Source organism: Pseudomonas plecoglossicida NBRC 103162 = DSM 15088, assembly GCF_000730665.1.
GTDB classification, from domain to species: Bacteria; Pseudomonadota; Gammaproteobacteria; order Pseudomonadales; family Pseudomonadaceae; genus Aquipseudomonas; species Aquipseudomonas plecoglossicida.
The window spans coordinates 155,758-180,714 of record NZ_BBIV01000006.1; the positions used below are offsets into that span (position 1 = coordinate 155,758).

At 61.2% G+C, this 24,957-nt stretch carries 23 protein-coding genes and 1 pseudogene; 12 read left to right on the plus strand and 12 right to left on the minus strand.

Translation table 11 applies throughout. From position 1 onward, the window contains the following. Window positions 1–100: 100 nt before the first annotated feature. Entirely contained in the window at window positions 101–1,501 is a 1,401-nt protein-coding gene (lpdA, locus tag PPL01S_RS04855) for a dihydrolipoyl dehydrogenase (RefSeq protein ID WP_016394340.1), read from the minus strand. Window positions 1,502–1,705: 204 nt separating this feature from the next. Between lpdA and cfaB the strand changes: the two genes are divergently transcribed. Further along, complete coding sequence (cfaB, locus tag PPL01S_RS04860) at window positions 1,706–2,890, plus strand: C17 cyclopropane fatty acid synthase CfaB (protein ID WP_016394341.1); 1,185 nt, start codon at window positions 1,706–1,708, stop codon at window positions 2,888–2,890. Window positions 2,891–2,928: 38 nt separating this feature from the next. Here the strand turns inward: cfaB and cls are convergent, their stop codons facing one another. After that, window positions 2,929–4,368: a cardiolipin synthase gene (cls, locus tag PPL01S_RS04865; RefSeq protein ID WP_016394342.1), complete on the minus strand. Its 1,440-nt coding sequence runs from the start codon at window positions 4,366–4,368 to the stop codon at window positions 2,929–2,931. A gap of 130 nt (window positions 4,369–4,498) precedes the next feature. Here cls and PPL01S_RS04870 point away from each other — a divergent pair, with 130 nt between their 5' ends. Next, entirely contained in the window at window positions 4,499–5,026 is a 528-nt protein-coding gene (locus PPL01S_RS04870) for a DUF3617 domain-containing protein (protein ID WP_016394343.1), read from the plus strand. A gap of 3 nt (window positions 5,027–5,029) precedes the next feature. Here PPL01S_RS04870 and PPL01S_RS24495 read toward each other — a convergent pair. Then, window positions 5,030–5,445, minus strand: a pseudogene (locus tag PPL01S_RS24495) (GTP cyclohydrolase, FolE2/MptA family); the annotation flags it as partial. A 140-nt stretch (window positions 5,446–5,585) separates the two neighbouring features. On the opposite strand from PPL01S_RS24495, the gene zigA reads away from it, so the two are divergent. Continuing rightward, window positions 5,586–6,785, plus strand: a complete 1,200-nt coding sequence (zigA, locus tag PPL01S_RS04880; protein ID WP_028625849.1) for a zinc metallochaperone GTPase ZigA — start codon at window positions 5,586–5,588, stop codon at window positions 6,783–6,785. 100 nt (window positions 6,786–6,885) lie between these two features. After that, window positions 6,886–7,857, plus strand: coding sequence for a CobW family GTP-binding protein (locus PPL01S_RS04885; RefSeq protein ID WP_028625850.1), 972 nt, complete (start codon window positions 6,886–6,888; stop codon window positions 7,855–7,857). Here PPL01S_RS04885 and PPL01S_RS04890 read toward each other — a convergent pair whose 3' ends face one another. Beyond that, window positions 7,858–8,250: a DUF3301 domain-containing protein gene (locus PPL01S_RS04890; RefSeq protein ID WP_016394347.1), complete on the minus strand. Its 393-nt coding sequence runs from the start codon at window positions 8,248–8,250 to the stop codon at window positions 7,858–7,860. It abuts the gene before it with no gap. A 120-nt stretch (window positions 8,251–8,370) separates the two neighbouring features. On the opposite strand from PPL01S_RS04890, the gene pdxY reads away from it, so the two are divergent. Then, window positions 8,371–9,243 carry a pyridoxal kinase PdxY gene (gene pdxY / locus PPL01S_RS04895; protein WP_028625851.1) on the plus strand — a complete coding sequence of 291 codons (873 nt, stop codon included), beginning with the start codon at window positions 8,371–8,373 and terminating at the stop codon, window positions 9,241–9,243. Here the strand turns inward: pdxY and PPL01S_RS04900 are convergent. Next, window positions 9,240–9,725 (minus strand): acyl-CoA thioesterase, encoded by a 486-nt coding sequence (locus PPL01S_RS04900; protein WP_016394349.1) that lies wholly within the window; start codon window positions 9,723–9,725, stop codon window positions 9,240–9,242. The genes pdxY and PPL01S_RS04900 overlap by 4 nt on opposite strands. A 343-nt stretch (window positions 9,726–10,068) precedes the next feature. Here PPL01S_RS04900 and PPL01S_RS04905 point away from each other — a divergent pair, with 343 nt between their 5' ends. Further along, on the plus strand, window positions 10,069–11,829 hold the full coding sequence (locus PPL01S_RS04905) for a cation:proton antiporter (protein ID WP_028625852.1): 1,761 nt from the start codon (window positions 10,069–10,071) through the stop codon (window positions 11,827–11,829). Between the two features lie 135 nt (window positions 11,830–11,964). Here the strand turns inward: PPL01S_RS04905 and PPL01S_RS04910 are convergent, their stop codons facing one another. The 5 genes from PPL01S_RS04910 to zwf all read right to left on the minus strand — a co-directional run bounded on the left by PPL01S_RS04910 (window position 11,965) and on the right by zwf (window position 17,677). Then, window positions 11,965–12,372: an SMI1/KNR4 family protein gene (locus PPL01S_RS04910; protein ID WP_016394351.1), complete on the minus strand. Its 408-nt coding sequence runs from the start codon at window positions 12,370–12,372 to the stop codon at window positions 11,965–11,967. 114 nt (window positions 12,373–12,486) lie between these two features. Then, the gene (locus tag PPL01S_RS04915; protein ID WP_016394352.1) at window positions 12,487–13,341 is read right to left on the minus strand and encodes a Tim44 domain-containing protein; all 855 of its coding nucleotides are present in this window, start codon (window positions 13,339–13,341) and stop codon (window positions 12,487–12,489) included. A gap of 163 nt (window positions 13,342–13,504) precedes the next feature. Further along, entirely contained in the window at window positions 13,505–15,691 is a 2,187-nt protein-coding gene (gene uvrD, locus PPL01S_RS04920; RefSeq protein WP_028625853.1) for a DNA helicase II, read from the minus strand. A gap of 138 nt (window positions 15,692–15,829) precedes the next feature. Then, window positions 15,830–16,213, minus strand: coding sequence for a hypothetical protein (locus tag PPL01S_RS04925; RefSeq protein ID WP_244212753.1), 384 nt, complete (start codon window positions 16,211–16,213; stop codon window positions 15,830–15,832). A 21-nt stretch (window positions 16,214–16,234) separates the two neighbouring features. After that, on the minus strand, window positions 16,235–17,677 hold the full coding sequence (gene zwf, locus PPL01S_RS04930) for a glucose-6-phosphate dehydrogenase (RefSeq protein ID WP_016394355.1): 1,443 nt from the start codon (window positions 17,675–17,677) through the stop codon (window positions 16,235–16,237). Between the two features lie 103 nt (window positions 17,678–17,780). Here zwf and hexR point away from each other — a divergent pair, with 103 nt between their 5' ends. Both hexR and PPL01S_RS04940 read left to right on the plus strand, forming a co-directional pair. Next, the gene (gene hexR / locus PPL01S_RS04935) at window positions 17,781–18,647 is read left to right on the plus strand and encodes a transcriptional regulator HexR (RefSeq protein ID WP_016394356.1); all 867 of its coding nucleotides are present in this window, start codon (window positions 17,781–17,783) and stop codon (window positions 18,645–18,647) included. A gap of 101 nt (window positions 18,648–18,748) precedes the next feature. Next, on the plus strand, window positions 18,749–18,967 hold the full coding sequence (locus PPL01S_RS04940; protein ID WP_028625854.1) for a PA3496 family putative envelope integrity protein: 219 nt from the start codon (window positions 18,749–18,751) through the stop codon (window positions 18,965–18,967). Here the strand turns inward: PPL01S_RS04940 and PPL01S_RS04945 are convergent. Further along, complete coding sequence (locus PPL01S_RS04945) at window positions 18,909–19,871, minus strand: LysR family transcriptional regulator (RefSeq protein ID WP_016394358.1); 963 nt, start codon at window positions 19,869–19,871, stop codon at window positions 18,909–18,911. The two genes, PPL01S_RS04940 and PPL01S_RS04945, sit on opposite strands and share 59 nt — an antisense overlap. 189 nt (window positions 19,872–20,060) lie before the next feature. Between PPL01S_RS04945 and PPL01S_RS04950 the strand changes: the two genes are divergently transcribed. The 4 genes from PPL01S_RS04950 (at window position 20,061) to PPL01S_RS04965 (ending at window position 24,256) form a co-directional block, all read left to right on the plus strand. Further along, window positions 20,061–21,476, plus strand: coding sequence for an acetyl-CoA carboxylase biotin carboxylase subunit (locus tag PPL01S_RS04950; protein ID WP_016394359.1), 1,416 nt, complete (start codon window positions 20,061–20,063; stop codon window positions 21,474–21,476). A gap of 11 nt (window positions 21,477–21,487) precedes the next feature. Next, window positions 21,488–23,296, plus strand: a complete 1,809-nt coding sequence (gene oadA / locus PPL01S_RS04955) for a sodium-extruding oxaloacetate decarboxylase subunit alpha (protein WP_016394360.1) — start codon at window positions 21,488–21,490, stop codon at window positions 23,294–23,296. Window positions 23,297–23,481: 185 nt separating this feature from the next. Continuing rightward, the gene (locus PPL01S_RS04960) at window positions 23,482–23,817 is read left to right on the plus strand and encodes a hypothetical protein (protein WP_016394361.1); all 336 of its coding nucleotides are present in this window, start codon (window positions 23,482–23,484) and stop codon (window positions 23,815–23,817) included. Window positions 23,818–23,977: 160 nt separating this feature from the next. Further along, window positions 23,978–24,256, plus strand: a complete 279-nt coding sequence (locus PPL01S_RS04965) for a helix-turn-helix transcriptional regulator (RefSeq protein ID WP_016394362.1) — start codon at window positions 23,978–23,980, stop codon at window positions 24,254–24,256. Window positions 24,257–24,282: 26 nt separating this feature from the next. Here PPL01S_RS04965 and PPL01S_RS04970 read toward each other — a convergent pair whose 3' ends face one another. Then, a complete protein-coding gene (locus PPL01S_RS04970) occupies window positions 24,283–24,957 on the minus strand; it encodes a GNAT family N-acetyltransferase (protein ID WP_028625855.1) in 675 nt (224 codons plus the stop codon).

The following is a 24,957-nucleotide window of genomic DNA, read 5'->3' on the forward strand; positions in this document are numbered from 1 at the left end:
GCGATCTCTGGACAGGGCGGCGGGGACCATTGTCGGTATCGCCAGGGTTGCTGGCAACCTGACGCCCCTTGCGGAGCGTCAAGTTGCAGCGTGGCCGTGGTCAGATTTGCATGGCCATGCCATCCACGTTCATCGCTGCCTGGCGCAAGGCCTCGGAGCGGGTCGGGTGCGGGTGGCAGGTGAGGGCGATGTCCTCGGCGGAAGCCGAGAACTCCATGGCCACGCAGAACTCGCCGATCATCTCGCTGACGCTCGGGCCGACCAGGTGCACACCGAGCACTTCATCGGTGTTGGCGTCGGCGATGACCTTGGCAAAGCCTTCGGTCTCGTGGTTGATCTTGGCCCGGCTGTTGGCGGTGAAGGGGAACTTGCCGACCTTGTAGGCACGGCCCTCGGCCTTGAGCTGTTCCTCGGTCTTGCCGACCGTGGCCAGCTCCGGACGGGTGTAGATCACCCCTGGGATCAGGTTGTAGTTCACCTCATGCGGTTTGCCTGCGATGCGTTCGATGCACGCCACCGCTTCGTCCTCTGCCTTGTGCGCCAGCATCGGGCCGGAAGTGACATCGCCGATCACCCAGACGCCCGGGACCGAGGTGCGATGGTGCTGGTTGTCGAGCATGCCGCGCTTGTCGGTCTGCAGCCCCACGCTTTCCAGGTTCAGGCCTTTGGTGTAGGGACGGCGGCCGATGGCGACGAGCACATAGTCGGCTTGCAGGGTCTCGGCATTACCACCGGCGGCAGGCTCCAGGACAAGGCTGACACCTTCGGCCGTCGCCGTGGCCTGCGTCACCTTGCTGCCAAGCTTGAAGGTCATGCCTTGCTTGGCGAGGGCTTTCTGCAAGGTCTTGGCGGTTTCTTCATCGGTACCTGGGCAGATACGGTCGAGGTATTCGATCACGGTGACCTGGCTGCCCAGGCGACGCCACACCGAGCCCAGCTCCAGGCCGATGACACCGGCACCGATCACCACCAGGTGCTTGGGTACCTGGGGGAGGGAAAGGGCACCGGTGGAGTCGATGATGCGCTGGTTGTCGATGGTCACACCGGGCAGAGGGGTGGGTTCGGAGCCGGTGGCGATGACGATGTCCTTGGCCTGCAATGGGGTTTCGCTGCCATCCTCGGCCTTGACGATGACCCTGCCGACGCCGTCCAGGCGGCCCCAGCCCTTGATCCAGTCGACCTTGTTCTTGCGGAATAGGTACTCGATGCCCTTGGTCAGGCCGGTAACGCTTTCGTCCTTCTGTTTCATCATCTGGGCGAGGTTCAGGGTGGGCTTCACTTCGATACCGAGGTGGGCGAACTCGTCACCGCTGGCTGCCTCGTACAGCTCGGAAGCATGCAGCAACGCCTTGGATGGCATGCAGCCGACGTTCAGGCAGGTACCGCCGAGGGTCGAACGACCCTCCACACAGGCGACACTGAGGCCCAGCTGACCGGCGCGAATGGCTGCGTTGTAGCCGCCAGGGCCGCCACCGATGATCACCACGTCATAGGATTTCATGGGTTTCTACTCCAGATGAAGAAGCGCGAGAGGGGCACAAGGGTAAGCTGAGCGCGGCGGATTGTATACAATCTTGCGCTGATAAGATCATTCGGTTCTAGACCATGGTCGCGTTTAGCGTTGGGCGTGCAGCAATGAACTACTCTCTTTCGAACGTGTTCGAATTAACAGGCGCCATGCCCACAATGGAAAGGAGGGTCGTTCATGCTCGCGCAACTTCCGCCGGCATTGCAGAGTCTTCATCTGCCTCTGCGCCTTAAGCTATGGGACGGTAATCAGTTCGACCTGGGGCCTAGCCCGCAGGTCACCATCCTGGTCAAGGAGCCGCAGCTGATCACTCAGCTGACCCATCCGAGCATGGCCCAGCTTGGGACGGCCTTCGTCGAAGGCAAGCTGGAGCTGGAAGGTGATATCGGCGAGGCCATTCGGGTGTGCGACGAACTCAGCGAAGCGCTGCTGGCCGGGGAAGAAGAGTCGCTGCCGCAGCGCCAGGCCCACGACAAGGCCACTGATGCCCAGGCCATCTCCTATCACTACGACGTCTCCAACGATTTCTATCAACTCTGGCTCGACCAGGACATGGCCTATTCCTGCGCCTACTTCCGCGAACCGGACAATACCCTCGATCAGGCCCAGCAGGACAAGTTCGACCACCTGTGCCGCAAGTTGCGCCTGCAGGCGGGTGAGTACTTGCTCGACGTGGGTTGCGGGTGGGGCGGGTTGTCGCGTTTCGCCGCGCGCGAGTATGGCGCCAAGGTCTTCGGTATCACCTTGAGCAAGGAGCAGCTCAAACTGGGTCGGCAGCGGGTCAAGGATGAGGGGCTGGCCGACAAGGTCGACCTGCAGATCCTCGACTACCGTGACCTGCCCCAGGATGGTCGCTTCGACAAGGTGGTCAGCGTGGGCATGTTCGAACATGTCGGGCATGCCAACCTGGCGCTGTATAGCCAGAAGCTGTTCGCAGCCGTGCGTGAAGGGGGTGTGGTGATGAACCACGGTATCACCGCCAAGCATATCGATGGCCGCCCGGTCGGGCGGGGCGCGGGTGAGTTCATCGACCGCTATGTGTTCCCCCATGGCGAGTTGCCGCACTTGTCGATGATCACTGCGAGCATCTGTGAAGCGGGGCTGGAAGTAGTGGACGTGGAGAGCCTGCGCCTGCACTACGCCAAGACCCTGAACCACTGGAGCGAGAACCTGGAGAACCAGTTGCACAAGGCGGCGACGCTGGTGCCGGAGAAAACCTTGCGCATCTGGCGGCTGTACCTGGCGGGGTGTGCCTATGCCTTCCAGAAAGGGTGGATCAACCTGCATCAGATCCTGGCGGTGAAACCTTATGCCGACGGGCATCATGACCTGCCGTGGACACGTGAAGACCTGTATCGCTGAAGCAATGAACCGGGGCCGCATCAGCGGCCCCGGTCTCGTTACAGGATCGGTGAAATCAGCCTTGCGATGCGCATCCCGAGTTGCTGGATGCGATGGGTGTCGCGGCTGTCCTCTGCGGTGATTTCCCTGGCCTGCTCGAAGTCGTCCAGCAACATGCGCTCGACCTTGTCGGCGAATGCGCGGTCGACAGTCAGCAGGGTGATCTCGAAGTTGAGCCGGAACGAGCGGTTGTCCAGATTGGCGCTGCCAATCGCACTGACCTCGTCGTCCACCAGCACCACCTTCTGATGCAGGAAGCCCGGCTGGTAGCGGAACATGCGCACGCCTGCGCGCACTGCCTCGAATGCGAACAGACTGGATGCGGCATAGACGATGCGATGGTCGGGTCGTGCCGGTATCAGCACTCGCACATCCACCCCGCGCAGCACCGCCAGCCGCATGGCCGCGAACACTGCCTCGTCGGGGATGAAGTACGGGCTGGTGATCCATACCCGCCGTGTGGCGGAATGGATGGCCTCGAGGAAGAACAGCGAACAGGTTTCCTGGGGATCGGCAGGGCCGCTTGCCAGTGCCTGGCAGAGCACGCCGTTGTCAGGATAAGCGTCCGGCAAGATCAGCGGTGGCAGTTGCCGGGCAGCCCAGTACCAGTCCTCGGCGAACGACTCTTGCAGGCAGGCCAGCACCGGGCCGCTGATCTGCACATGGGTATCGCGCCAGGGTGAAAGATGGGGGTGGGCGCCGAGGTATTCGTCCCCGACATTGTGCCCGCCAATGAACCCGGCCATGCCATCGACCACGACGATCTTGCGATGGTTGCGGAAGTTTACCTGGAAGCGATTGAACAGGCCGCGACGGGTGGCGAAGGCGTGGATCTGCACGCCACCTTCACGAAGTGCCTGACTGTAGCTGGCGGGCAGGGCATGGCTACCGACCCGGTCATACAGCACGAATACCTGCACCCCCTCGGCCGCCTTGCGCAGCAGCAATTGCTGCAGGGCCTTGCCGAGGGTGTCGTCGTGGATGATGAAGAACTGTACCAGTACCACTTTCCGTGCCTGGGCAATGGCGTCGAAGATGGCATCGAACGTGGCCTGGCCATCGATCAGAAGCTTTACTTGGTTATTGGCCAGACACGGCATACGGCCGAGTTTCGGCATGGCACGCAAGGCGGCATAGCTTTGCGACTCCCGCGCCGTGAGCGCCTCTTCCACCCACGGGCGCCAATTGAGGTTGGCCATGGCCACGTGCATTTCCTGGTTGGCCTGGCGCCGGGCCTGGATGTAGGCGTAGAACGAGCGAGCGCCGAAGATCAGGTAGGGGATCAATGTGAAGTAGGGGATGAAGAACAGTGACATGGCCCAGGCGATTGCGCCCTGGGCGGTACGCACGGTGAACACCGCATGCAACGCCGCGATGATGCCAAGCAAATGAATGATGCCGAGCACGTAGCCGAAGAAGTAGGGGCTGTGGTAATCCATACGCATCCTGCTTGCCGAATACACAGCGGATAACAGAACACGTTACAGACCCGCGTTGCAACCTGAATGCGGATTTGGCGTCTAAGGCTCACCCCGGCCCGTTGGCCGGTTTTTCGAGGAGCGTTGGTTCATGAAGATACGTCTGCCACTGCTGGCACTTGCCCTTGGCCTGAGCAGCCCACTGGTGCATGCGCAGATGTTGCAACCTGGCCTGTGGGAGCTGACCACCAGCAATATGCAGGTCGACGGCAAGCCGTTGCCTGACATGCAGTTCATGCTGGGGCAATTGAAGAATCTGCCGCCTGAGCAACGGGCAATGATGGAAGGGGTATTGGCCAAGCAGGGCATCACGGTCGGGGGTAACGGCGTTCGCTCGTGCCTGACGCAGGAGCAGGTGCAGACCAACGATATTCCGTTGCAGGATCCCCAGTCTGGCTGTACTCAGAAAATTACCGACCGTACCGGGAACGTATGGAAGTTCGAGTTCAGCTGCCCCAAGGCCCAGGGCAAAGGTCAGGCGACGTTCTTGAGCGACAAGGAATTCACTACCCAGGTAAACGGCACCTTCAATGCATCTGGCGTGCAGCAGCAGGGCAGCATGAATACCCGGGCCGTCTGGCTTGGCAATGATTGTGGAACCGTCAAGCCCCGCAGCTGATACCTACCATTGCCACTGGCTGCTGGCGACTGTGTCGTGGGCATGCAGGCTCTCTGCATGCTCCACGCGAAGGGTGAAGCCGGTCGACCAATCCAGCGCCTGCAGCGCTCGATGAAGTCGGCGGGCACAAATAGTTCCACGTGGAACATCTCGTTTTCGAGCCTGGCTTCGATGCTGACCTGATAGCGCTTCCAGCCCGTCAGTGGGCTGACCAAGGCAGGTCGCTTCAACGGGTGATCGAAGTCCAATCGCAAATGCGCTGCAGTAGAGAGCCCTTCATGACTGGTGATAAGCGCTTCCAGCAAGCCATGGATAGTGGAAGGTGTCAGTGGCTGATGTTCGAGGCGTTCCAGGGCCAGATACAGCCTGGACATGTGAATGCCCCGAGACTGGCCATCTATCAGGTTGACGCCGGCATCGGCCATATATCGGGAAGGGTCAGGCTGTTCATGGCGGTACCAGGCTGGAATCGATGAATGCGGCTTGGCGAAATTGTATTGTTACCTTATAACATTGTGCAATGCATCATTTCGAATGCCCCCGCCTGAGAGGTTCCGCCATGCCCCACCGTCTTCCCGTCACCGTGCTTTCCGGCTTTCTCGGGGCCGGAAAAAGCACCTTGCTCAATCATGTACTGCGCAATCGTCAGGACCTTCGGGTCGCCGTGATCGTCAACGACATGAGTGAGATCAACATCGACGCCAGTGAGGTGCAGCGCAATGTCAGCCTGAACCGTGGCGAAGAGAAGCTCGTGGAGATGAGCAATGGTTGCATCTGCTGCACCTTGCGCGAGGACCTGCTGGAAGAGGTCGCGCGACTGGCCGGCGAGGGTCGTTTCGATTACTTGCTGATCGAGTCCACCGGTATCGCCGAACCGTTGCCCGTGGCCGAAACCTTCACCTTCCGCGACGAGCAGGGCCGCAGTCTGTCCGACATGGCGCGCCTGGACACCATGGTCACCGTGGTCGATGGGTTGAATTTCCTGCGTGACTATCAGGCAGCTGACAGCCTGGCGAGCCGTGGTGAAACCCTGGGCGACGAGGACGAGCGCTCGATCACTGACTTGCTGATCGAGCAGGTCGAGTTCGCGGACGTGTTGCTCTTGAGCAAGATCGATCTAATCAGCCAGCACGATCGTGAAGAGCTCACCGCCATTCTGCGCAGTCTCAACGCACGTGCGCAGATCGTGCCGATGGTCATGGGCCAGCTGCCCCTGGAGCGGATTCTCGATACAGGGTTGTTCGACTTCGAGCAAGCTGCGCAGTCGCCAGGCTGGTTGCGGGAACTGCGCGGTGAGCATGTACCTGAAACCGAAGAGTACGGCATCGCAGCAACCACCTGGACAGCCCGCAGGCCCCTGCACCCTCAACGCTTCTTCGATTTTATCCACAGCGAATGGGATAACGGCCGGCTGTTGCGCTCGAAGGGTTTCTTCTGGTTGGCCAGCAAATACCAGGAGGCCGGGAGCTGGTCGCAGGCGGGCGGCATGATGCGCCATGGGCTCGCGGGGCGTTGGTGGCGTTTCGTGCCGCGGGAGCATTGGCCGCAGGACGAGCAAGGCGCGGCGCAGATTCTAAGGCACTGGAGCGGTGATTGCCGGCAGGAGCTGGTGTTCATCGGGCAGAATATCGACTTCGGCAGGTTATCCACAGCGCTGGAAGACTGCCTGCTTGACCACGAAGAGATGGCCTTGGGTGCGACAGGCTGGGTCCACCTGCCCGACCCGTTCGGGCCCTGGCATGACCAGGACGCCGTTTGAGGCCTGTGGGTATCCGCTGTGGATATCCACACGCGCGGGCAACCTTGACTGGCGGGCGTTACGGGGCATAGTGAGGGCACCTCCACCCCGAAGTGATCGCATGCTGCAGAACATTCCCACCCATGTCATTGCCGGCCCCTTGGGGGCTGGCAAGACCAGCCTGATTCGCCAGTTGATGGCTCAGCGCCCGGAAGCCGAGCGTTGGGCGGTGTTGGTCAACGAGTTCGGCCAGATCGGCCTCGATGCGGCACTGCTCGCCAGCGACCAGGATGGCATTGCCATCGCCGAGGTGGCTGGGGGATGCCTGTGCTGCGTCAATGGCATGCCCTTTCAGGTCGGCCTGGGTCGGCTGTTGCGCAAGGCACGCCCGGACCGATTGTTCATCGAGCCTTCAGGGCTCGGCCACCCTTTGCAGTTGCTGGATCAACTTGGGCGAGCCCCTTGGATTGGCGTGCTGGCGGTACAACCACTGGTGATGGTAGTGGACGCTCAGGCGCTGGCCAGAGGGGAGCGCCTTTGCGACGCTCAACAACAGGCGCTCGCTGCTGCTGCATTGATCGTCCTGAACAAGGGAGAGGCTGTTGATGAAAATTCCAGGTTATTGATAAATAAGGATATTTCAGCTGGTAAAGGGTTCTGGACTGAACAGGGGCAGCTCCACCTGAGCTACCTGCCCACTTCATCCACAAGGCATTCTCCAGGCGTTTCTGTTGATGACTTGGCTGTGGATAATTCTGCCGAGCTACAAGGCAGCCTGTGGACAGATCCGCTTCAACCCATCTGCGTGGCTGGCAACGGCGAGGGAGGCTGGAGTATTGGATGGCGCTGGCACCCGAGCCAGCGCTTTGAACTGCAACGTTTGCGCAGCTTCCTGAACAGTTTTAGCTGGCGCCGAGCCAAGGGGGTTATCCACAGCCCCCTGGGCTGGCAGTCGTTCAATGGCCTGGATGGCAAGCTGCCAGAATGGCAGTCGAGCGAATGGCGCCGGGACAGCCGCATCGAGCTGATCTTCGATCAGCCACAGCCCCGGCAGGCGCTGCAGGCGGCACTGCAACAGTGCCGGGTTCGCTGATCAGTTGTGCCAGCGATTGTGCTCCTGGCGCCACTGCTGCATTTCGATCACGTTGTCGGCCCTGGGTGGCGTCTTGATCTCGAACGGGTAGGGCGCCAGCTCGATCTGCATGCTGTGGGCGCCGAACTGGGTCACGCTGCCAGGGTGGCGCTGTTCGCCCGTCACGGTGAACTCGAAGGCGTACACGCGCGCCAGGCGCTTGCGGCCGTTGGCGTCGCGAACGAAGGCGATACGCTTGAGCGCGACGGCATCGTCGAGCAGTTCCAGGTCCAGTTTGGCGCAGTGCTGCTTGACCCGCTCCAGGGCCTTTTCGCGCAGGCCATGGTTGTGCCACAGCCAAGCGCCTGCGGTGGCCACCAGCATCAGTAGGAAGAGATTCTCCAGGGTCAACATTTGCGTATGCTCCAAACAGGTCGAACCAGCTTAACTGTGTCCCTGGTCTGTCGTACAGGTGGCAATCGAGTTCATACTTTGCGACGCACAATCCTTGAAACAACTGTGGAAACCTTGCGCATGAAACGTACCCCGCATCTGCTCGCCATCCAGTCTCACGTGGTGTTCGGCCACGCCGGAAACAGCGCCGCGGTGTTTCCAATGCAGCGTATCGGGGTCAATGTCTGGCCGCTCAATACCGTGCAGTTCTCCAATCACACTCAGTATGGCCAGTGGGCGGGTGAAGTGCTTGCGCCGGCGCAAATTCCTGCGTTGGTGGAAGGTATTGCCAACATTGGTGAGTTGGGCCATTGCGATGCCGTTCTGTCTGGTTACCTGGGCAGCGCCGAACAGGGCCGAGCGATCCTCGCCGGTGTGCAGCGCATCAAGGCCGTGAACCCGAAGGCGTTGTACCTGTGTGACCCGGTCATGGGCCATCCGGAAAAGGGCTGCATCGTTCCTCAGGAAGTCAGCGAGTTCCTGCTCGACGAGGCTGCCACCCAGGCCGACATCCTCTGCCCGAACCAGCTGGAACTGGACAGCTTCTGTGGCCGGCGAGCGCAATCACTGGAGGATTGCGTCAGCATGGCGCGCAGCCTGCTCGAGCGCGGCCCGCAAGTGGTGCTGGTCAAGCACCTGGCCTATCCGGACCGGGAGGCGGACATGTTCGAGATGCTGCTGGTGACCCGCGACCAGAGTTGGCACCTGCGCCGCCCGCTGCTGGCGTTTCCGCGCCAGCCGGTGGGGGTGGGCGACCTGACCTCGGGGTTGTTCCTGGCCCGCGTGCTGCTCGGCGACAGCTGGTTGCAGGCATTCGAATTCACCGCAGCCGCCGTGCATGAGGTGCTGCTGGAAACCCAGGCCAGTGCCAGCTACGAACTGCAGCTGGTGCGGGCCCAGGATCGCATCGCCCATCCGCGCGTGCGCTTCGAGGCGCAGCGCCTGGCGTTTTAAATCGAATCGGTCTTCAGGTCCTGATAGCGCTTTTCCAGTTCCTGGCGGATCTGGCGGCGCTGCTGGCCCTGCAGGAAGCGGCGCTTCTCTTCGCTCGAGTGCGGCTGGCGCGGGGGGACGGGCACCGGTCGACGGTTGTCGTCCACCGCGACCATGGTGAAGAAGCAGCTGTTGGAATGGCGGACCGAGCGCTCACGGATGTTTTCGGTAACCACCTTGATACCCACTTCCATCGAGGTGTTACCGGTGTAGTTGACCGAAGCGAGGAAGGTCACCAGTTCGCCGACATGCACGGGTTCGCGGAAGATCACCTGGTCGACCGACAGGGTTACCACATAGCTGCCGGCATAACGGCTCGCGCAGGCATAAGCCACTTCGTCGAGGTACTTGAGCAAGGTGCCGCCATGTACGTTGCCAGAAAAGTTGGCCATGTCCGGGGTCATCAGGACGGTCATGCTCAGCTGGGCGTTTCCAGGTTCCATAGTGTGCTCACGGTGAGGTTGCGCTGAATCGGGCCAATCGGGGTCGTTATCTGCTGACACTTCTGTATCCCCTCATGAAGTTTGCCTTTGGTACGGGACGTTGGCGGACGCGGCATGGTCACGCCGATCACGCCATCACAGGCCGTTGACCAGCCGATCTGTTTCTACATATTGCACCGGCATTTTGCGGCGGGGTGCGATGTTAACCTGAGTACGCCCATGCAACATGGGCTTTCCTGCATTCAATACAGTATGTACTTGCTGCTCGCTCGGGTTTGCCTTGGCAGAGGAGTGGTCTGCCGACGCAGCGAGACAACGGGCATCGAGAAAGGAGAATCGCGCCATGCATGCCATCAGCTTCATCCAGGACTTGGCAGTGATCATGCTGGTCGCGGGGGTGGTGACGATCCTCTTTCATCGCCTCAAGCAGCCTGTGGTACTGGGCTACATCGTCGCCGGCTTCATCATCGGCCCGCACACCCCGCCATTCGGCCTTATCCACGACGAAGACACGATCAAGACCCTGGCCGAGCTGGGTGTCATCTTCCTGATGTTCTGTCTGGGGCTGGAGTTCAGCCTGCGCAAGTTGTTCAAGGTGGGGGCCACGGCGTTCATCGCGGCGTTCCTCGAAATCGTCCTGATGATCTGGATCGGTTTCGAGATTGGCCGCTGGTTCGGTTGGAACACCATGGATTCGCTGTTCCTGGGTGCCATCCTGGCGATTTCCTCGACCACCATCATCGTCAAGGCGCTCAACGACCTGAAGATGAAGAACGAGCGTTTTGCCCAGCTGATCTTTGGCGTGCTGATCGTCGAGGACATTCTCGGCATCGGCATCATTGCCTTGCTGTCGGGTATCGCGGTCAGCGGCTCGGTCAGCTCCGGGGAAGTGTTCTCCACCGTGGGCAAGCTGTCGCTGTTCATGATCGTCGCGCTGGTCATCGGCATTTTGCTGGTACCGCGCTTGCTGGCCTATGTGGCGAAGTTCGAGAGCAACGAAATGTTGCTCATCACCGTGCTGGGCCTGTGCTTCGGTTTCTGCCTGCTGGTGGTCAAGCTCGAGTACAGCATGGTGCTGGGTGCGTTCCTGATCGGTGCGATCATGGCCGAGTCGCGTCAGCTGTTGAAGATCGAGCGGTTGATCGAGCCGGTGCGTGACCTGTTCAGCGCCATCTTCTTCGTGGCCATTGGCTTGATGATCGACCCGCAGGTGTTGCTCGATTACGCCTGGCCGATCGTGGTCATCACCCTGGCGGTCGTGCTGGGCAAGATGCTTTCCTGCGGCATGGGGGCATTCATCGCCGGCAACGACGGGCGTACTTCGTTGCGCGTGGGCATGGGGCTGTCACAGATTGGCGAATTCTCCTTCATCATCGCGGCATTGGGCATGACCCTGCAGGTGACCAGCGACTTCCTCTATCCGGTGGCAGTGGCTGTTTCGGCTATCACCACACTGCTGACGCCATACCTCATCCGCGCGGCTGATCCGCTTTCACTGAAGCTTGGCAGGGTGATGCCCAGTCGGCTGTCGCGCGTCCTGTCGCTTTATGGCGAATGGCTGCGCAGCATTCAGCCGCAAGGCGAGAGCGCCATGCTGGCGGCAATGATCCGGCGCATCCTGTTGCAGGTGGGTGTGAACCTGGCGCTGGTCATCGCGATCTTCTTCAGCGGTGGCTACTTCGCTGGCCGCATCGGCGAATGGCTCGCTGAATGGGTCAGTGATGTGAGCCAGCAGAAGGCCGTGATCTGGGGAGCGGCACTGTTGTTGTCGCTGCCGTTCCTGATCGCGGCGTACCGCAAGCTCAAGGCGCTGTCGATGCTGCTGGCGGAGATGGGGGTCAAGCCGGAAATGGCCGGGCGGCATACCCAGCGTGTGCGCCGCGTGGTTGCCGAGGTGATTCCGCTGTTGTCGCTGCTGGTGATTTTCCTGCTGCTGTCAGCGCTGTCCGCGAGCATTCTGCCAACCAACGAGCTGTTGCTGATCATCGCAGTGGTGGCGGCGGCGGTGGTGGCACTGCTGTGGCGCTGGTTCATTCGCGTGCATTCGCGCATGCAGATCGCTTTGCTGGAAACCCTTGAGAACAGCCGCGACCATACGCATTGAGGGCATGCCCTCTGCGCGAGCGTTCATCGAAGTCCGAGGGGATGGAGCGGTTGCGATGTCGCCAGGCGCAGAAAGCCTGGCGATTCTACGATTGAAGATGGCTTGTAGCCATCATTTTTTGCAATTGGTTCTCGATCAGCTTTCCAGCCAGACATCCCGTGCCCAGTGCCACACTGATTCCCAGCTGTCCTCACCGACGCTTTCTTCGTCGCCATCCCACAACACCACGGTGCCGTCTTCCTCGACGCAGTAGTAGTTGTCGCCATCCTGGCACAGCGGGATCAGGTCGCGCGGAACACCGGCATCCCAGGCATTGGCCGCCACGTCGGGCAGGTAGGTGTGCGACTGTGGGTCGGTGACGGTTACCGGCTCGAGCGAGCCGTACACCACATCGCTGACGGTCAGCAGGAACTCCTTGAACACGAACGGAATGTTGATGAACAGCTGTTCCTCGACCTCGACCAGTTGATCTTCATCGGGAAGCTCCAGCGGCACCGGTACGGGTTCATTGGCTTCACGGAGTTGTTCGATCACTTCTTCCACGGTTCACATCCTCTGACCTTGATGACAACGCTGCGCGTTATACCCTAGTAGGCCGCTCTGGCAAAAGCAAAAACCCCGGGACAAGCCCGGGGTTTTTTGTGCAACGTGCGACGGTTAACCGTTTTGACGGATACCGGCGACCAGCCAAGGCTGGTTCTCGCCCTGGGCGCGAACCATGTGCCAGCTTTCGCTGAAGGCTTCGCCCTGGTCGAAGCGCGAGGTCTTCGACAAGCCACGGAAGGTCAGGGTGGCGTCGGTACGGTCGGCACGATCGTCGACACCGTCCAGTTGCACATCGAGGTTATCGATGTAGGTGGACTGGAAGCCATCACCCAGGTCAGCACGCTCGCGCTTGAGGAACTCGAGCATTTGCGGGGTGACGAACTCGGCGATCTTGTCCATCTCGTTGGCATCCCAGTGCTGCTGCAGCGACTGGAAGTGGCTGCGGGCGGCTGCCAGGAAGCTCTGCTCGTTGAACCAGGCTGGTGCGTTGATCACCGGAGCGGGAGCAGCGGCAGGTGCGGCCGAACCACCAAAGACGGACGGCTGGGCAGGCTGGTGATGGGCTTCACGCTGGAACGGCGCGTGGCCAGGTGCGGCCATTTGCGGCTGCTGCTGGCGGCGGCGCGCGGCGATGAAGCGGAACACCAGGAAGGCGATGAGCGCGACGATCAGGAAGTCCATGATCTGGAAGCCCTCGAAGCCGTCACCCATGAACATGGAAGCCAGCAGGCCACCAGCGGCGAGGCCGGCCAGTGGGCCCAACCAGCGCGAAGCACCGCTGGCAGCGGCCGGGGCGCGGCCTGGAGCGGTCGGCGCGGCGGCAGGCGTGGTTGGCGTGGCCTGGCGGGTCTGGTGGATAGGCGCGGAGCCCGAGCTCTTGCCGCCGCCGAAACGTTTGGCGTTGGCGTCCAGGCTCAGCGTCAGGCCGACGCAGAGCGCCAGTGCGATGCTAAGAAAACGTTGCATAAATGGGATTTCCCCTGTTGTGGATTGCACGCGCGTCATGGTGCACAGGTTCCACGGCACATGACCAGCGACATAATGTTTCGAGCTTTTGCCTGAAGGTTACAAGCCTGACCGAGCCGGCCCCCGTGGGAGCCGGCATGCCGGCGATAGCAGCATCAAGGCCTCAGATGGCCTCGAGCTTGGCATACCCCAGCATCAGCCACTTGCTGCCTTCGGCAAAGTTGACCTGCACCCGAGCCTGGGCGCCAGATCCCTCGAAGTTGAGGATGACCCCTTCACCGAACACCGAATGTTGCACGCGCTGGCCGAGACTGAAGGCGGTCTGCGGGATGCTGGCGTTGGCGAACAGGCTGCTGGTGCTGGCTTGCGCGCCACCGAACGGGCGGCTGACGCTGTTGGACAAGCGTACTTCCTGAACCAGCCCCGACGGAATTTCCCTGACGAAACGCGATACCTTGTTGTAGGTCTCGCTGCCATAAAGGCGCCGTGTTTCGGCGTAGGTCATGATCAGCTGGCGCATGGCGCGGGTAATACCCACGTAGGCCAGGCGGCGCTCTTCTTCCAGGCGGCCGGGCTCTTCCAGGCTCATCTTGTGCGGGAACAGGCCTTCTTCCATGCCCACCAGGAACACATAGGGGAATTCCAGGCCCTTGGCGCTGTGCAGGGTCATGAGCTGGATGCTGTCTTCGTGCTCGTCGGCCTGGGATTCGCCCGCTTCCAGCGAGGCATGGCCGAGGAAGGCCGACAGCGGTGAAAGGTCGGCGTCGTCATCGCTGGCTTCGAAGTTGCGCGCGGCGCTGACCAGTTCCTCGAGGTTTTCTACCCGTGCCTGACCCTTTTCACCTTTTTCTTCCTGGTGATAGATGATCAGCCCGGACTGCTCGATGACCGTTTGGGTCATCGTGTGCAAGGGCATGTCCGCGACCTTGCCGGCCAGGTTCTCGATCAGTTCGATAAAGGCGCCCAGCGCACCCGCTGCACGGCCCTTGAGTGCCTTGGCGGCAATCAGCTGACACATGGCCTCCCACATCGACAGCTGACTGTGGCGGGCATGGTCGCGGATGGCTTCGACGGTTTTCTCGCCGATGCCGCGCGGTGGTACGTTGATCACCCGCTCCAGCGCCGCGTCGTTGCCTCGGCCTTCGAGCAGGCGCAGGTAGGCCATGGCGTTCTTGATCTCGGCACGCTCGAAGAAGCGCTGGCCGCCATAGATGCGGTAAGGAATGCGCTCGCGCAGCAGGGCCTCTTCCAGCACCCGCGACTGGGCGTTGGAGCGATAGAGGATGGCGACATCGTTACGCGAACAGCCGCCCTTGATCAGGCTCTCGATGGTCTCCACCACATAACGGGCTTCGTCGTGCTCGTTATAGGCGGCGTACAGCGTCAGCGGCTCGCCTTCGCCCAGGTCGGTCCACAGCTCCTTGCCCAGGCGCCCACTGTTGTTGGCGATGAGGGCGTTGGCGGCCTTGAGGATGCCGCCGGTAGAGCGGTAGTTCTGCTCCAGGCGGATCATCTCGGCGTCGGGGAAGTCGGCAGTGTACTGATGGATGTTCTCGATCTTGGCGCCGCGCCAGCCGTAGATCGACTGGTCGTCGTCGCCCACCGCCATCAGGCTGCCGCCATGCTTGCCTGCCAGCAGGCGCAACCAGGCGTACTGCACGGCGTTGGTGTCCTGGAACTCGTCGACCAGCAGGTGGCGGAAGCGCCGTTGGTAGTGCTCCAACAGGCCAGGGTGGTCGCGCCACAGGTCGAGGGCGCGAAGCAGCAATTCCGAGAAGTCGATGACCCCGGCGCGCTCACAGGCCTGTTCGTAGGCGCTATAGACATCGCGCATGGTCTGCAGGAACAGGTCGCCACTGGCCTGGATATGCTGTGGCCGCAGGCCCTCGTCCTTCTGCCCGTTGATGAACCACTGCGCCTGGCGCGCGGGCCATTTCTGCTCGTCCAGGCCGAGCTCGCGCATCACCCGCTTGATCAGGCGCTGCTGGTCATCGCTGTCGAGAATCTGGAAGTTCTGTACCAGGCGAGCTTCCTGCCAATGCGCGCGCAACAGGCGGTGCGCCAGGCCGTGGAAGGTGCCGACCCACATGCCCGCCGGGTTGATGCCCAGCAGTTGCTCGATCCGCTGGCGCATCTCGGCGGCCGCCTTGTTGGTAAAGGTCACCGACAGGATCGAGTGCGGCGAGGCCTGCTCCACCTGGATCAGCCAGGCGATGCGGTGCACCAGCACGCGGGTTTTACCGGAACCGGCGCCCGCGAGCACCAGTTGGCGCCCGAGCGTGGCCGCGACAGCCTGGCGTTGGGCATCGTTGAGGGAATTGAGCAGTAGGGAGAGGTCATCTGTGTGCATCCGGCCATTCTAGGGGGAGGCCGGTTACGGGGCAAACACCTACTGTATAAATATTCACCTTCAGGTACTGTCGCTCATCGGTTTGTTGCACCGCGCCAGCCAGATCAACGCCTGAAGTCGATCTGGCATGGCCAGACATCAGTTGATGGCTACGCGGTGCTCGATTTCAACCCTTTGCGAACCGTCGGCATGCATGATTTCCAGGCCTTTCCAGGGACTTGCGCCCTCGCGCCTGAAAAATACTGGCTTTTCGGTCAACACCTGGATCGCCGGCTCCCCACTGTCTACCAGTGTGAGCTGGAGAACTTCCCAGCCGCCTTTGTGGCGTACCTTGGGTTCTGCCAGAACAGGCTCGATGCCTGGGTGGGCAACGGTCACGGTTCCCTGAACCTCGAAGCAGGTTGGCTGGCCTGGGACTTCGTTGTTGTACGCATAGAGGTTTTCGATTTTATTCATGATGAATGCCTTTGCAGTTGAAAGTGGCGCCAACAGACGCCGCGCCACTTTCGCTGCTGCAAGCAAGCGCTGGTATCGGGCAAACTTTCAGCTATGCCAATGCCTGCCGTGCCCGGCCAGCAGGCTGTTTGCCTGATCAGGGCCATTGCTCCCGGCCGCATAGTGCCGGGGTGGCTGGAAGTGCTCGTCCCAGCCTTTGAGGATGGCGTCGATCCAGGCCCAGGCGGCTTCCACTTCGTCGCGTCGCATGAACAGCGTCGAATCCCCCTCCAGCACATCCAGCAACAGACGCTCGTAAGCCTCCCACCGGCGGGTCTGGCCAAACACCTGGGCCAGGTTGAGGTCGAGGTCCACAGGTTCCAGGCGCATGCCCTTGCCAGGGCTCTTGGTCATCATGCGCAGGCTGATGCGCTCGTCTGGTTGCAACTGGATCAGTAGCTGGTTGGCCTGACCACCGCTGAACAGCTCATGGGGCACGGGCTTGAACTGGATCACGATCTGCGACGAGCGCCGCGCCATGCGTTTGCCGGTTCGCAGGTAGAAGGGCACGCCGGCCCAGCGCCAGTTGTCGATGTGCGCCTGCACGGCGACGAAGGTTTCGGTATCGCTGTCGTTGTCCACATCCTTTTCGAAGTAGTAGGCCGGCACTTCCTGCCCGCCGATGTGTCCGGCACCGTACTGGCCACGTACGGTCTTGTCCTGCACGTCCTGGCCATTTATCGGCTTCAGCGCGCGCAGGATCTTCACTTTTTCGTCGCGCACGGCCTCGGCTTCAAATTGCGCAGGAGGTTCCATGGCCACCAGGCACAGTAGCTGCAGCAAGTGGTTCTGCAGCATATCGCGGGTCGCGCCTGCCCGGTCGTAGTAGCCGCCGCGGTTCTCTACCCCCAGGGTTTCACACACACTGATCTGCACATGGTCGATCTGGCCATTGCGCCACACCGGTTCGAGCAGGGCATTGGCAAAGCGCAGGGCCATGAGGTTTTGCACGGTCTCCTTGCCCAGGTAGTGGTCGATGCGAAATACCTGGCTCTCCTCGAACACGCTGCCGATCGCTTCGTTGATGGCGATGGCCGATTCCTGCGAGTGGCCGATGGGTTTCTCCAGCACGATGCGGGCTTCGTTGTCGGCCAGCCCGGCGATGTGCAGGTGCTTGGCAATCGGTACGAACAGGTTGGGGGCAGTGGCGAGGTAGTAGATGCGAGTAAGCCCGCCAGGCTCCCCGAGGAAGCGTGCCAGGCGGCCGAAGTCGGCGCTCTGCGATGCGTCCATGGGGAAGTAGTCGAGGCGCGCGGAAAAACGTCGCCACACTTCTTCGTCGAAGTCGCTGCGGGCAATCTGGGCCCGGCAATGGCGTTCGGCGAGCTTGAGGTAGTCATCGCGCGACAGGTTGCGACGCGCCAGGGCGATGACGCGCACGGCAATGTCCAGGCGCCCCTCGCGATACAGGTGATAGAGCGCCGGCAGCAACTTGTGCAGGGCCAGATCACCCGTGCCACCGAACACCAGAATGTCGCAAGGAATCGTCAAACCACCACTCTCCACGTTCGTTTAACTGGGCGGGTTGGCGTCCATGTAGTATAACTACAAGAAAGCTACGTCCCGGCCAGCCGATCATAACCGAGTCCAGCCCGTGAATCTGTTGCAACATATCGCCCAATCGCGCCACCTGCTGCGCAAATCGGAACTCAAAGTCGCGGACCACGTGCTGCTCGACCCGGCTGCCGTGATGCACAGCTCCATGGCCGATCTGGCGCACAACGTGGGCATCAGCGAGCCGACCATCGTGCGCTTTTGCCGGGCGATCGGTTGCTCGGGCTTCCAGGACCTCAAGCTGAAGCTGGCGCAAAGTCTGGCGGCGGGTGCGAGCTTTGGTCAGTTCGCCATCCACGAAGACGACTCGGTCGCCGACTACAGCCTGAAGATCTTCGACACGACCCTGCACACGCTGATGGAAGTGCGCGAGCAGCTTGATCCGCATGCCCTGCAGCAGGCTGTGTCGGCCATGGCCCAGGCGCAGCGTGTGGAGTTCTACGGCTTCGGCGCTTCAGGTGCGGTAGCTGCCGACGCCCAGCACAAGTTCTTCCGCCTGCTGCTCAACGCGGCCGCTTATTCCGACCCGCACATGCAGGCAATGTCGGCGGTAACGCTGAAGCCGGGTGATGTGGCCGTGTGCATTTCCCAGTCGGGGCGCTCCAAGGACTTGCTGATCACTGCCAACCTGGTACGAGAGAGTGGCGCCAACCTGATCACCCTGTGCCCGAGCCAGACGCCTCTGGCGGAGCTGTCGACCGTCAACCTGGCGATCGATGTGCATGAAGACACCGAGATCTACACCCCGCTGACTTCGCGTATCGCGCACCTGGTGGTGATCGACGTGCTGGCGATGGGCGTGGCCATGGCGCGCGGGCCGAGCCTGGTCAATCACCTCAAGAGCGTGAAGCGCAGCTTGCGCAGCCTGCGCCTGTCGCCGAAGTCGATCAAGGCGATGGATGAGTGAGCGAGGCCGTGAATATTCACGGTTTTGTCACGGATTCACAGCCAAACGGTAAACCCCCCGAGCCAGTCTGAAACTCCCGCACTCGATCAGGGAGACAGCAAATGGCTCGTGACTTCGATGGCTCTTACCAACCGAGCGCCAAGGCTCGCAAGCAGCAGGAAAAAGATCAGCGCCGCATGGAGTATCGCCGGGCGATCGAAAGCTATTGCGACCAGCGCCAGCTGCTGCGCCAACTCGCCGACTACCCGGAGCTGCAAGCGCTCACGGTGTGGCAGGCGTCGGCAGCAACTTCCCCGAAAAGCGCTCAACAAGCGCGCTGATCAGCACACGTTCGCTGCGGATGAATGCCAGAAAGGCCAAGGCTACCGGCGACTGCCGCTTGGCTTTCGACTGCACCACGCACCAGCTGCGGTACAGCGGCAGTTCTTCCACCGGCAACTCCTTGAGCATTCCCGTGGCCAGTTCCATGTTCACCGCGTGACGGGTGAGCAGTGCAATCCCCAGGCCTGCGATCACGCATTCGCGCTGGGCATCGGCCGAGGCGACTTCCAGCGTCTGGGTAAAGTGCACGCGCTTGTCCTTGAAGTATTCCTCGCATGCCTTGCGGGTGCCCGAACCCTGTTCACGGACCAACAGGGTATGAGGCTCCAGGTCCTGCAGGCGCAGCTGGTCGAGCTTGCTCAACGGATGATCCGGCGGCGCCACGGCGACGATCGGGTTGTTGAGGAACGGCAGGAATTCCAGGCCCATGTCCTGCGGCACCATGGACATGATGATCAGGTCGTCGCGATTGTCGGAAAGCCGCCGGATCGCCTGGGCCCGGTTGACCACGGTCAGGGTCAGGTTGACCTCCGGGTGACGTTGCTTGAAGGCGGCGAACAGGTGTGGCACGAAGTACTTGGCGCTGGATTCGATCGCCAGTTTCAACTGACCTTGCAGTGAGCCCTGCATGTCCGACAACAGCATGTCGAGGCTTTCCAGGCGCCCGAAGATGTCGTGGCTTGCCCGCTGCAGCGCCTCGGCGGCTTCGGTCAGGTAAAGTTTCTTGCCCACATATTCGAACAAGGGCTGGCCGATCAGCTCTTCGAGCTGACGGATCTGTAGACTTACGGCGGGTTGCGTCAGCGCCATCTCTTCCGCTGCGCGGCTGTAAGAGCGTAAATCGCACACCTCGTTGAAGATCTGCAATTGACGCAAAGTCATACGCATCAATGACTTACGCATTTTTATCGAGGCTCCGGCAAAACCTTGTAACCAAACTATAAGCTTTTGCTTATACAGCCACTAACAAATATTGATTTTTGTTTATCAACCCAGAGCGCTAGGGTGAATGTGCGACTGGCCAGCGACGTCTGGTCACGCGCCGACCGGTAGAACCGGATCGTCTGTTCCTACGGCTTTGGGAAGACTCCAGTGATAAAAAAAATCCTGATCGCCAACCGGGGTGAAATCGCAGTCCGCATCGTGCGTGCCTGCGCCGAGATGGGCATTCGCTCTGTCGCGATCTATTCCGACGCCGACCGTCACGCCTTGCACGTCAAGCGCGCCGACGAGGCTTACAGCATCGGTGCCGAGCCTCTGGCCGGTTACCTGAACCCGCGCAAGCTGGTCAACCTTGCTGTGGAAACCGGCTGTGATGCCCTGCACCCGGGTTACGGTTTCCTGTCGGAAAACGCTGAACTGGCAGAGATCTGCGCCGAACGCGGGATCAAGTTCATCGGGCCGGCCGCTGACGTCATTCGTCGCATGGGCGACAAGACCGAAGCGCGTCGCACCATGATCCAGGCAGGTGTGCCGGTGACGCCGGGCACCGAAGGCAACGTTGCCGACATTCATGAAGCCCTCAGCGAAGGTGAGCGCATCGGTTACCCGGTGATGCTCAAGGCCACTTCCGGTGGTGGCGGCCGCGGCATTCGCCGTTGCAACAGCCGCGAAGAGCTGGAGCAGAATTTCCCGCGGGTCATTTCCGAAGCTACCAAGGCTTTCGGCTCGGCGGAAGTGTTCCTGGAAAAGTGCATCGTCAATCCCAAGCACATCGAGGCGCAGATCCTCGGTGACAGCTTCGGCAACGTCGTGCACCTGTTCGAGCGCGATTGCTCGATCCAGCGCCGTAACCAGAAGCTCATCGAAATTGCCCCGAGCCCACAGCTGACCCCCGAACAGCGCGCCTACATCGGCGACCTGGCGGTGCGCGCGGCCAAGGCGGTGAACTACGAGAACGCCGGTACCGTGGAGTTCCTGCTCGCCGATGGCGAGGTGTACTTCATGGAGATGAACACCCGGGTGCAGGTGGAACACACCATCACCGAAGAGATCACCGGGATCGACATCGTCCGCGAGCAGATCCGCATCGCCTCGGGCCTGCCGCTGTCGGTCAAGCAGGAAGACATCCAGCACCGCGGCTATGCGTTGCAGTTCCGTATCAACGCCGAAGACCCGAAGAACAACTTCCTGCCGAGCTTCGGCAAGATCACCCGCTACTACGCCCCCGGCGGCCCGGGCGTGCGTACCGACACGGCGATCTACACCGGTTACACCATTCCGCCGTTCTATGACTCCATGTGCCTGAAACTGGTGGTGTGGGCATTGACCTGGGAAGAAGCCATGGACCGCGGCCTGCGGGCCCTGGACGACATGCGCGTACAAGGCGTGAAGACCACCGCCGCGTATTACCAGGAAATCCTGCGCAATCCGGAATTCCGTAGCGGCCAGTTCAACACCAGCTTCGTCGAAAGCCACCCTGAACTGACCAACTACTCGATCAAGCGCAAACCCGAAGAGCTGGCCCTGGCCATCGCCGCCGCCATCGCCGCCCACGCAGGCCTGTGAGGAACCCCATAATGTCCAAGAAAATTCACGTAACCGACACGATCCTGCGCGACGCCCACCAGTCCCTGCTGGCTACCCGCATGCGTACCGAAGACATGCTGCCGATCTGCGACAAGCTCGACAAGGTCGGCTACTGGTCGCTGGAAGTCTGGGGTGGCGCCACCTTCGACGCCTGCGTGCGCTTCCTCAAGGAAGACCCGTGGGAGCGCCTGCGCAAACTGCGCAACGCACTGCCCAACACCCGCCTGCAGATGCTCCTGCGTGGCCAGAACCTGCTGGGCTACCGCCACTACAGCGACGACGTGGTCAAGGCGTTCGTGGCCAAGGCTGCAGTCAACGGCATCGACGTGTTCCGCATCTTCGACGCCATGAACGATGTGCGCAACCTGCGTGTGGCCATCGAAGCGGTCAAGGCTGCCGGCAAGCACGCCCAGGGCACCATCGCCTACACCGTCAGCCCCGTGCACACCATCGACGCCTTTGTAGCTCAGGCCAAGCAGATGGAAGCCATGGGTTGCGATTCGATTGCGATCAAGGACATGGCTGGCCTGCTGACCCCGTTCGCCACCGGCGAGCTGGTCAGGGCGCTGAAGGCCGAGCAGTCGCTGCCGGTGTTCATCCACTCGCACGACACCGCTGGCCTGGCCGCCATGTGCCAGCTCAAGGCGGTGGAAAACGGCGCCGACCACATCGACACCGCCATCTCCAGTTTCGCCTGGGGCACCAGCCACCCGGGCACCGAATCGATGGTCGCCGCGCTCAAGGGCAGCGAGTTCGACACCGGTCTGGACCTGGAACTGCTGCAGGAAATCGGCCTGTACTTCTACGCCGTGCGCAAGAAGTACCACCAGTTCGAAAGCGAGTTCACCTCGGTGGACACCCGCGTGCAGGTCAACCAGGTGCCGGGCGGCATGATTTCCAACCTGGCCAACCAGCTCAAGGAGCAGGGCGCCCTCAACCGCATGAACGAAGTGCTGGCCGAGATCCCGCGCGTTCGCGAAGACCTCGGCTTCCCGCCGCTGGTTACCCCGACCTCGCAGATCGTCGGTACCCAGGCCTTCTTCAACGTGCTCGCCGGCGAGCGCTACAAGACCATCACCAACGAGGTGAAGCTGTACCTGCAAGGTGGTTACGGCAAGGCCCCGGGCGTGGTCAACGAGCAGCTGCGCCGCCAGGCGATCGGCAGCGAAGAAGTGATCGACGTGCGTCCGGCCGACCTGCTCAAGCCGGAAATGGCCAAGCTGCGTGCCGACATCGGTGCCCTGGCCCGTTGCGAGGAAGATGTCCTGACCTTCGCCATGTTCCCGGACATTGGCCGCAAGTTCCTCGAAGAGCGTGAAGCCGGCACCCTGACCCCTGAAGCCCTGCTGCCGATTCCGGAAGCCGGCAAGGTAGCGGCCCATGGTGGTGAAGGCGTACCGACCGAGTTCGTGATCGACGTGCACGGTGAAACCTACCGCGTCGATATCACGGGCGTGGGCGTCAAGGCCGAAGGCAAGCGTCACTTCTACCTGTCGATCGACGGCATGCCGGAAGAAGTGGTGTTCGAGCCGCTCAACGAGTTCGTCGGCGGTGGCGGCAGCAAGCGCAAGCAGGCCAGCGCGCCGGGTCACATCAGCACCACCATGCCGGGCAACATCGTCGATGTGCTGGTCAAGGAAGGCGATGTGGTCAAGGCCGGCCAGGCCGTGCTGATCACCGAAGCGATGAAGATGGAAACCGAAGTGCAGGCGGCTATCGCCGGCAAGGTCGTGGCCATCCATGTCGCCAAGGGCGATCGCGTGACGCCGGGTGAGATCCTGATCGAGATCGAAGGCTGACATAAGCCTTCATCTACAAGCGGTTTACCTCAGGGGAGCGGATGCTCCCCTTTTTTTGTGCATTAAAATGCATTTTCTCGATGGCCTGACTACGAAATATGCAATTTATTACATATTATGGGCCGCATTACGTGATTCGAATGCACTATATTGCATGTTACGTGATCCGCTAAAGCAGGCCATCTATGTACCCGCTTACACTTCAGGTTCATGCCAACGGCATTTGGCAGGATGCGATGACTCTCAGCTTTGCGCAGCCAGAGCAAGGCTTCATGGGCCCCTGTGCTATTGCCTACGAGCCTTCCTATGTAAGGAATAACCTGGATGCCTACGAGAGTTTTTCTGCCAAGGCGGTAAGTGCACGATTGCCCGTGGATTTCGACAGCTTCCTGCTACCGGCAGCTCCGGCGTTCATTCATGACATCGCCCCATCGGGTGCGGCAAAGCGGTTTCTCATGGCGCATCTGGGGCGAGCAAAGCCCGATGGCATAAGCGACGATCTATTCCTCTTGGCAACCTGATAGATCCGCAGTGGGTCTTCGAGCGACTGCGTCAGGATGCCGCCCGATTACTGGCGTTACCGGATCTGCTCAGCGAATCAGGTTTGCCGGACACCGTCATGAACCATCCAGCAATCGCATTGAGGCAGCTTGAACAACGTATGAAGGCATGGGAGCTGTTATGAGCCTGACACCAGAACAGCGTGCACAGATCATCGAAGACGTTCAACGCGGCATTGCTGAAGGCTCATGGGAGTTGGGTACGGCAGTGCGGCATCTGCGGGTGACCGTTGCAAACCTGCAGCAAGCTCAGTTCGCCCGCATGTGCAAAGTCTCACTGCGCACGCTCATTCAGATCGAGTTGGGTGAAGGCAATCCTACGCTCAAATCCTTGAATGCCGTATTTCGTCCCTTTGGTCTGCAGATGGGCGTTGTCAGGCGCCAGCGCCAGGTAATCTGAGCTCTGGCCGGCGCCTGAGATGTACTTCAGACTTGAGTTCGGCAGGTCTCCAGGCTACTGACTTGCCCGCCTGGCTGCTGGTTCTTCTCGCTCAACCAACGCTCAAACCCCGCTGCCACCTGCGGCCATTCATCATCGGTAATCGAGTACCACGCCGTATCCCGGTTACGGTCCTTGACCACCAGGTGCTTGCGAAACACCCCTTCGAACTGGAAGCCAAACCGCTCGGCCGCCCGCTTGGATCGGCCATTGGCGTTATTGCACTTCCATTCCAGCCGGCGGTTGCCCAGTTCGAAACCGAGTTTGGCCAGCAGATACACCGCCTCGGTGCTCTTGGGGGTGCGCTGCATGGGCGCACCGAAGGCGATGTGGCCGATCTCGATGCGGCCGTGGTCGGGCACGATCGACATCAGCGTGAGGACGCCTTGAGCCTGGCTGCTGGCGCGGTCGATGACGGTGTAGTAGAGCGGGTCGCGGCCGGCGGCGTTGCCCTCGAGCCAGCGGTCGAAGGCTGCGCGCTCGTTGAACGGGCCATAAGGCAGGTAGTCCCACAGAACGGGGTCGGAGCCCGGACCCTGCAGCGCGTTCCACAAATCGTCGCCGTGGCGCGCCGGGTCGAGCTTTTCCAGGCGAATGAAGCGGCCCTCGATGGGCTCGGCCTGCGGTATCACGGCAGGTTTCCAGTTCAATGCGTCAGTCAT

What these genes read in the sequence shown, in the direction of transcription:
- PPL01S_RS04885 (WP_028625850.1), top strand. Translation starts at nt 6,886, where the DNA reads ATGCTGCAGAACATTCCCACCCATGTCATTGCCGGCCCCTTGGGGGCT.
- pdxY (WP_028625851.1), top strand. Translation starts at nt 8,371, where the DNA reads ATGAAACGTACCCCGCATCTGCTCGCCATCCAGTCTCACGTGGTGTTC.
- PPL01S_RS04905 (WP_028625852.1), top strand. Translation starts at nt 10,069, where the DNA reads ATGCATGCCATCAGCTTCATCCAGGACTTGGCAGTGATCATGCTGGTC.
- PPL01S_RS04915 (WP_016394352.1), bottom strand. Translation starts at nt 13,341, where the DNA reads ATGCAACGTTTTCTTAGCATCGCACTGGCGCTCTGCGTCGGCCTGACG.
- zigA (WP_028625849.1), top strand. Translation starts at nt 5,586, where the DNA reads ATGCCCCACCGTCTTCCCGTCACCGTGCTTTCCGGCTTTCTCGGGGCC.
- PPL01S_RS04970 (WP_028625855.1), bottom strand. Translation starts at nt 24,957, where the DNA reads ATGACTGACGCATTGAACTGGAAACCTGCCGTGATACCGCAGGCCGAG.
- oadA (WP_016394360.1), top strand. Translation starts at nt 21,488, where the DNA reads ATGTCCAAGAAAATTCACGTAACCGACACGATCCTGCGCGACGCCCAC.
- PPL01S_RS04960 (WP_016394361.1), top strand. Translation starts at nt 23,482, where the DNA reads ATGTACCCGCTTACACTTCAGGTTCATGCCAACGGCATTTGGCAGGAT.
- uvrD (WP_028625853.1), bottom strand. Translation starts at nt 15,691, where the DNA reads ATGCACACAGATGACCTCTCCCTACTGCTCAATTCCCTCAACGATGCC.
- PPL01S_RS04870 (WP_016394343.1), top strand. Translation starts at nt 4,499, where the DNA reads ATGAAGATACGTCTGCCACTGCTGGCACTTGCCCTTGGCCTGAGCAGC.
- PPL01S_RS04945 (WP_016394358.1), bottom strand. Translation starts at nt 19,871, where the DNA reads ATGCGTAAGTCATTGATGCGTATGACTTTGCGTCAATTGCAGATCTTC.
- PPL01S_RS04890 (WP_016394347.1), bottom strand. Translation starts at nt 8,250, where the DNA reads ATGTTGACCCTGGAGAATCTCTTCCTACTGATGCTGGTGGCCACCGCA.
- PPL01S_RS04940 (WP_028625854.1), top strand. Translation starts at nt 18,749, where the DNA reads ATGGCTCGTGACTTCGATGGCTCTTACCAACCGAGCGCCAAGGCTCGC.
- PPL01S_RS04965 (WP_016394362.1), top strand. Translation starts at nt 23,978, where the DNA reads ATGAGCCTGACACCAGAACAGCGTGCACAGATCATCGAAGACGTTCAA.
- PPL01S_RS04900 (WP_016394349.1), bottom strand. Translation starts at nt 9,725, where the DNA reads ATGGAACCTGGAAACGCCCAGCTGAGCATGACCGTCCTGATGACCCCG.
- cfaB (WP_016394341.1), top strand. Translation starts at nt 1,706, where the DNA reads ATGCTCGCGCAACTTCCGCCGGCATTGCAGAGTCTTCATCTGCCTCTG.
- cls (WP_016394342.1), bottom strand. Translation starts at nt 4,368, where the DNA reads ATGGATTACCACAGCCCCTACTTCTTCGGCTACGTGCTCGGCATCATT.
- lpdA (WP_016394340.1), bottom strand. Translation starts at nt 1,501, where the DNA reads ATGAAATCCTATGACGTGGTGATCATCGGTGGCGGCCCTGGCGGCTAC.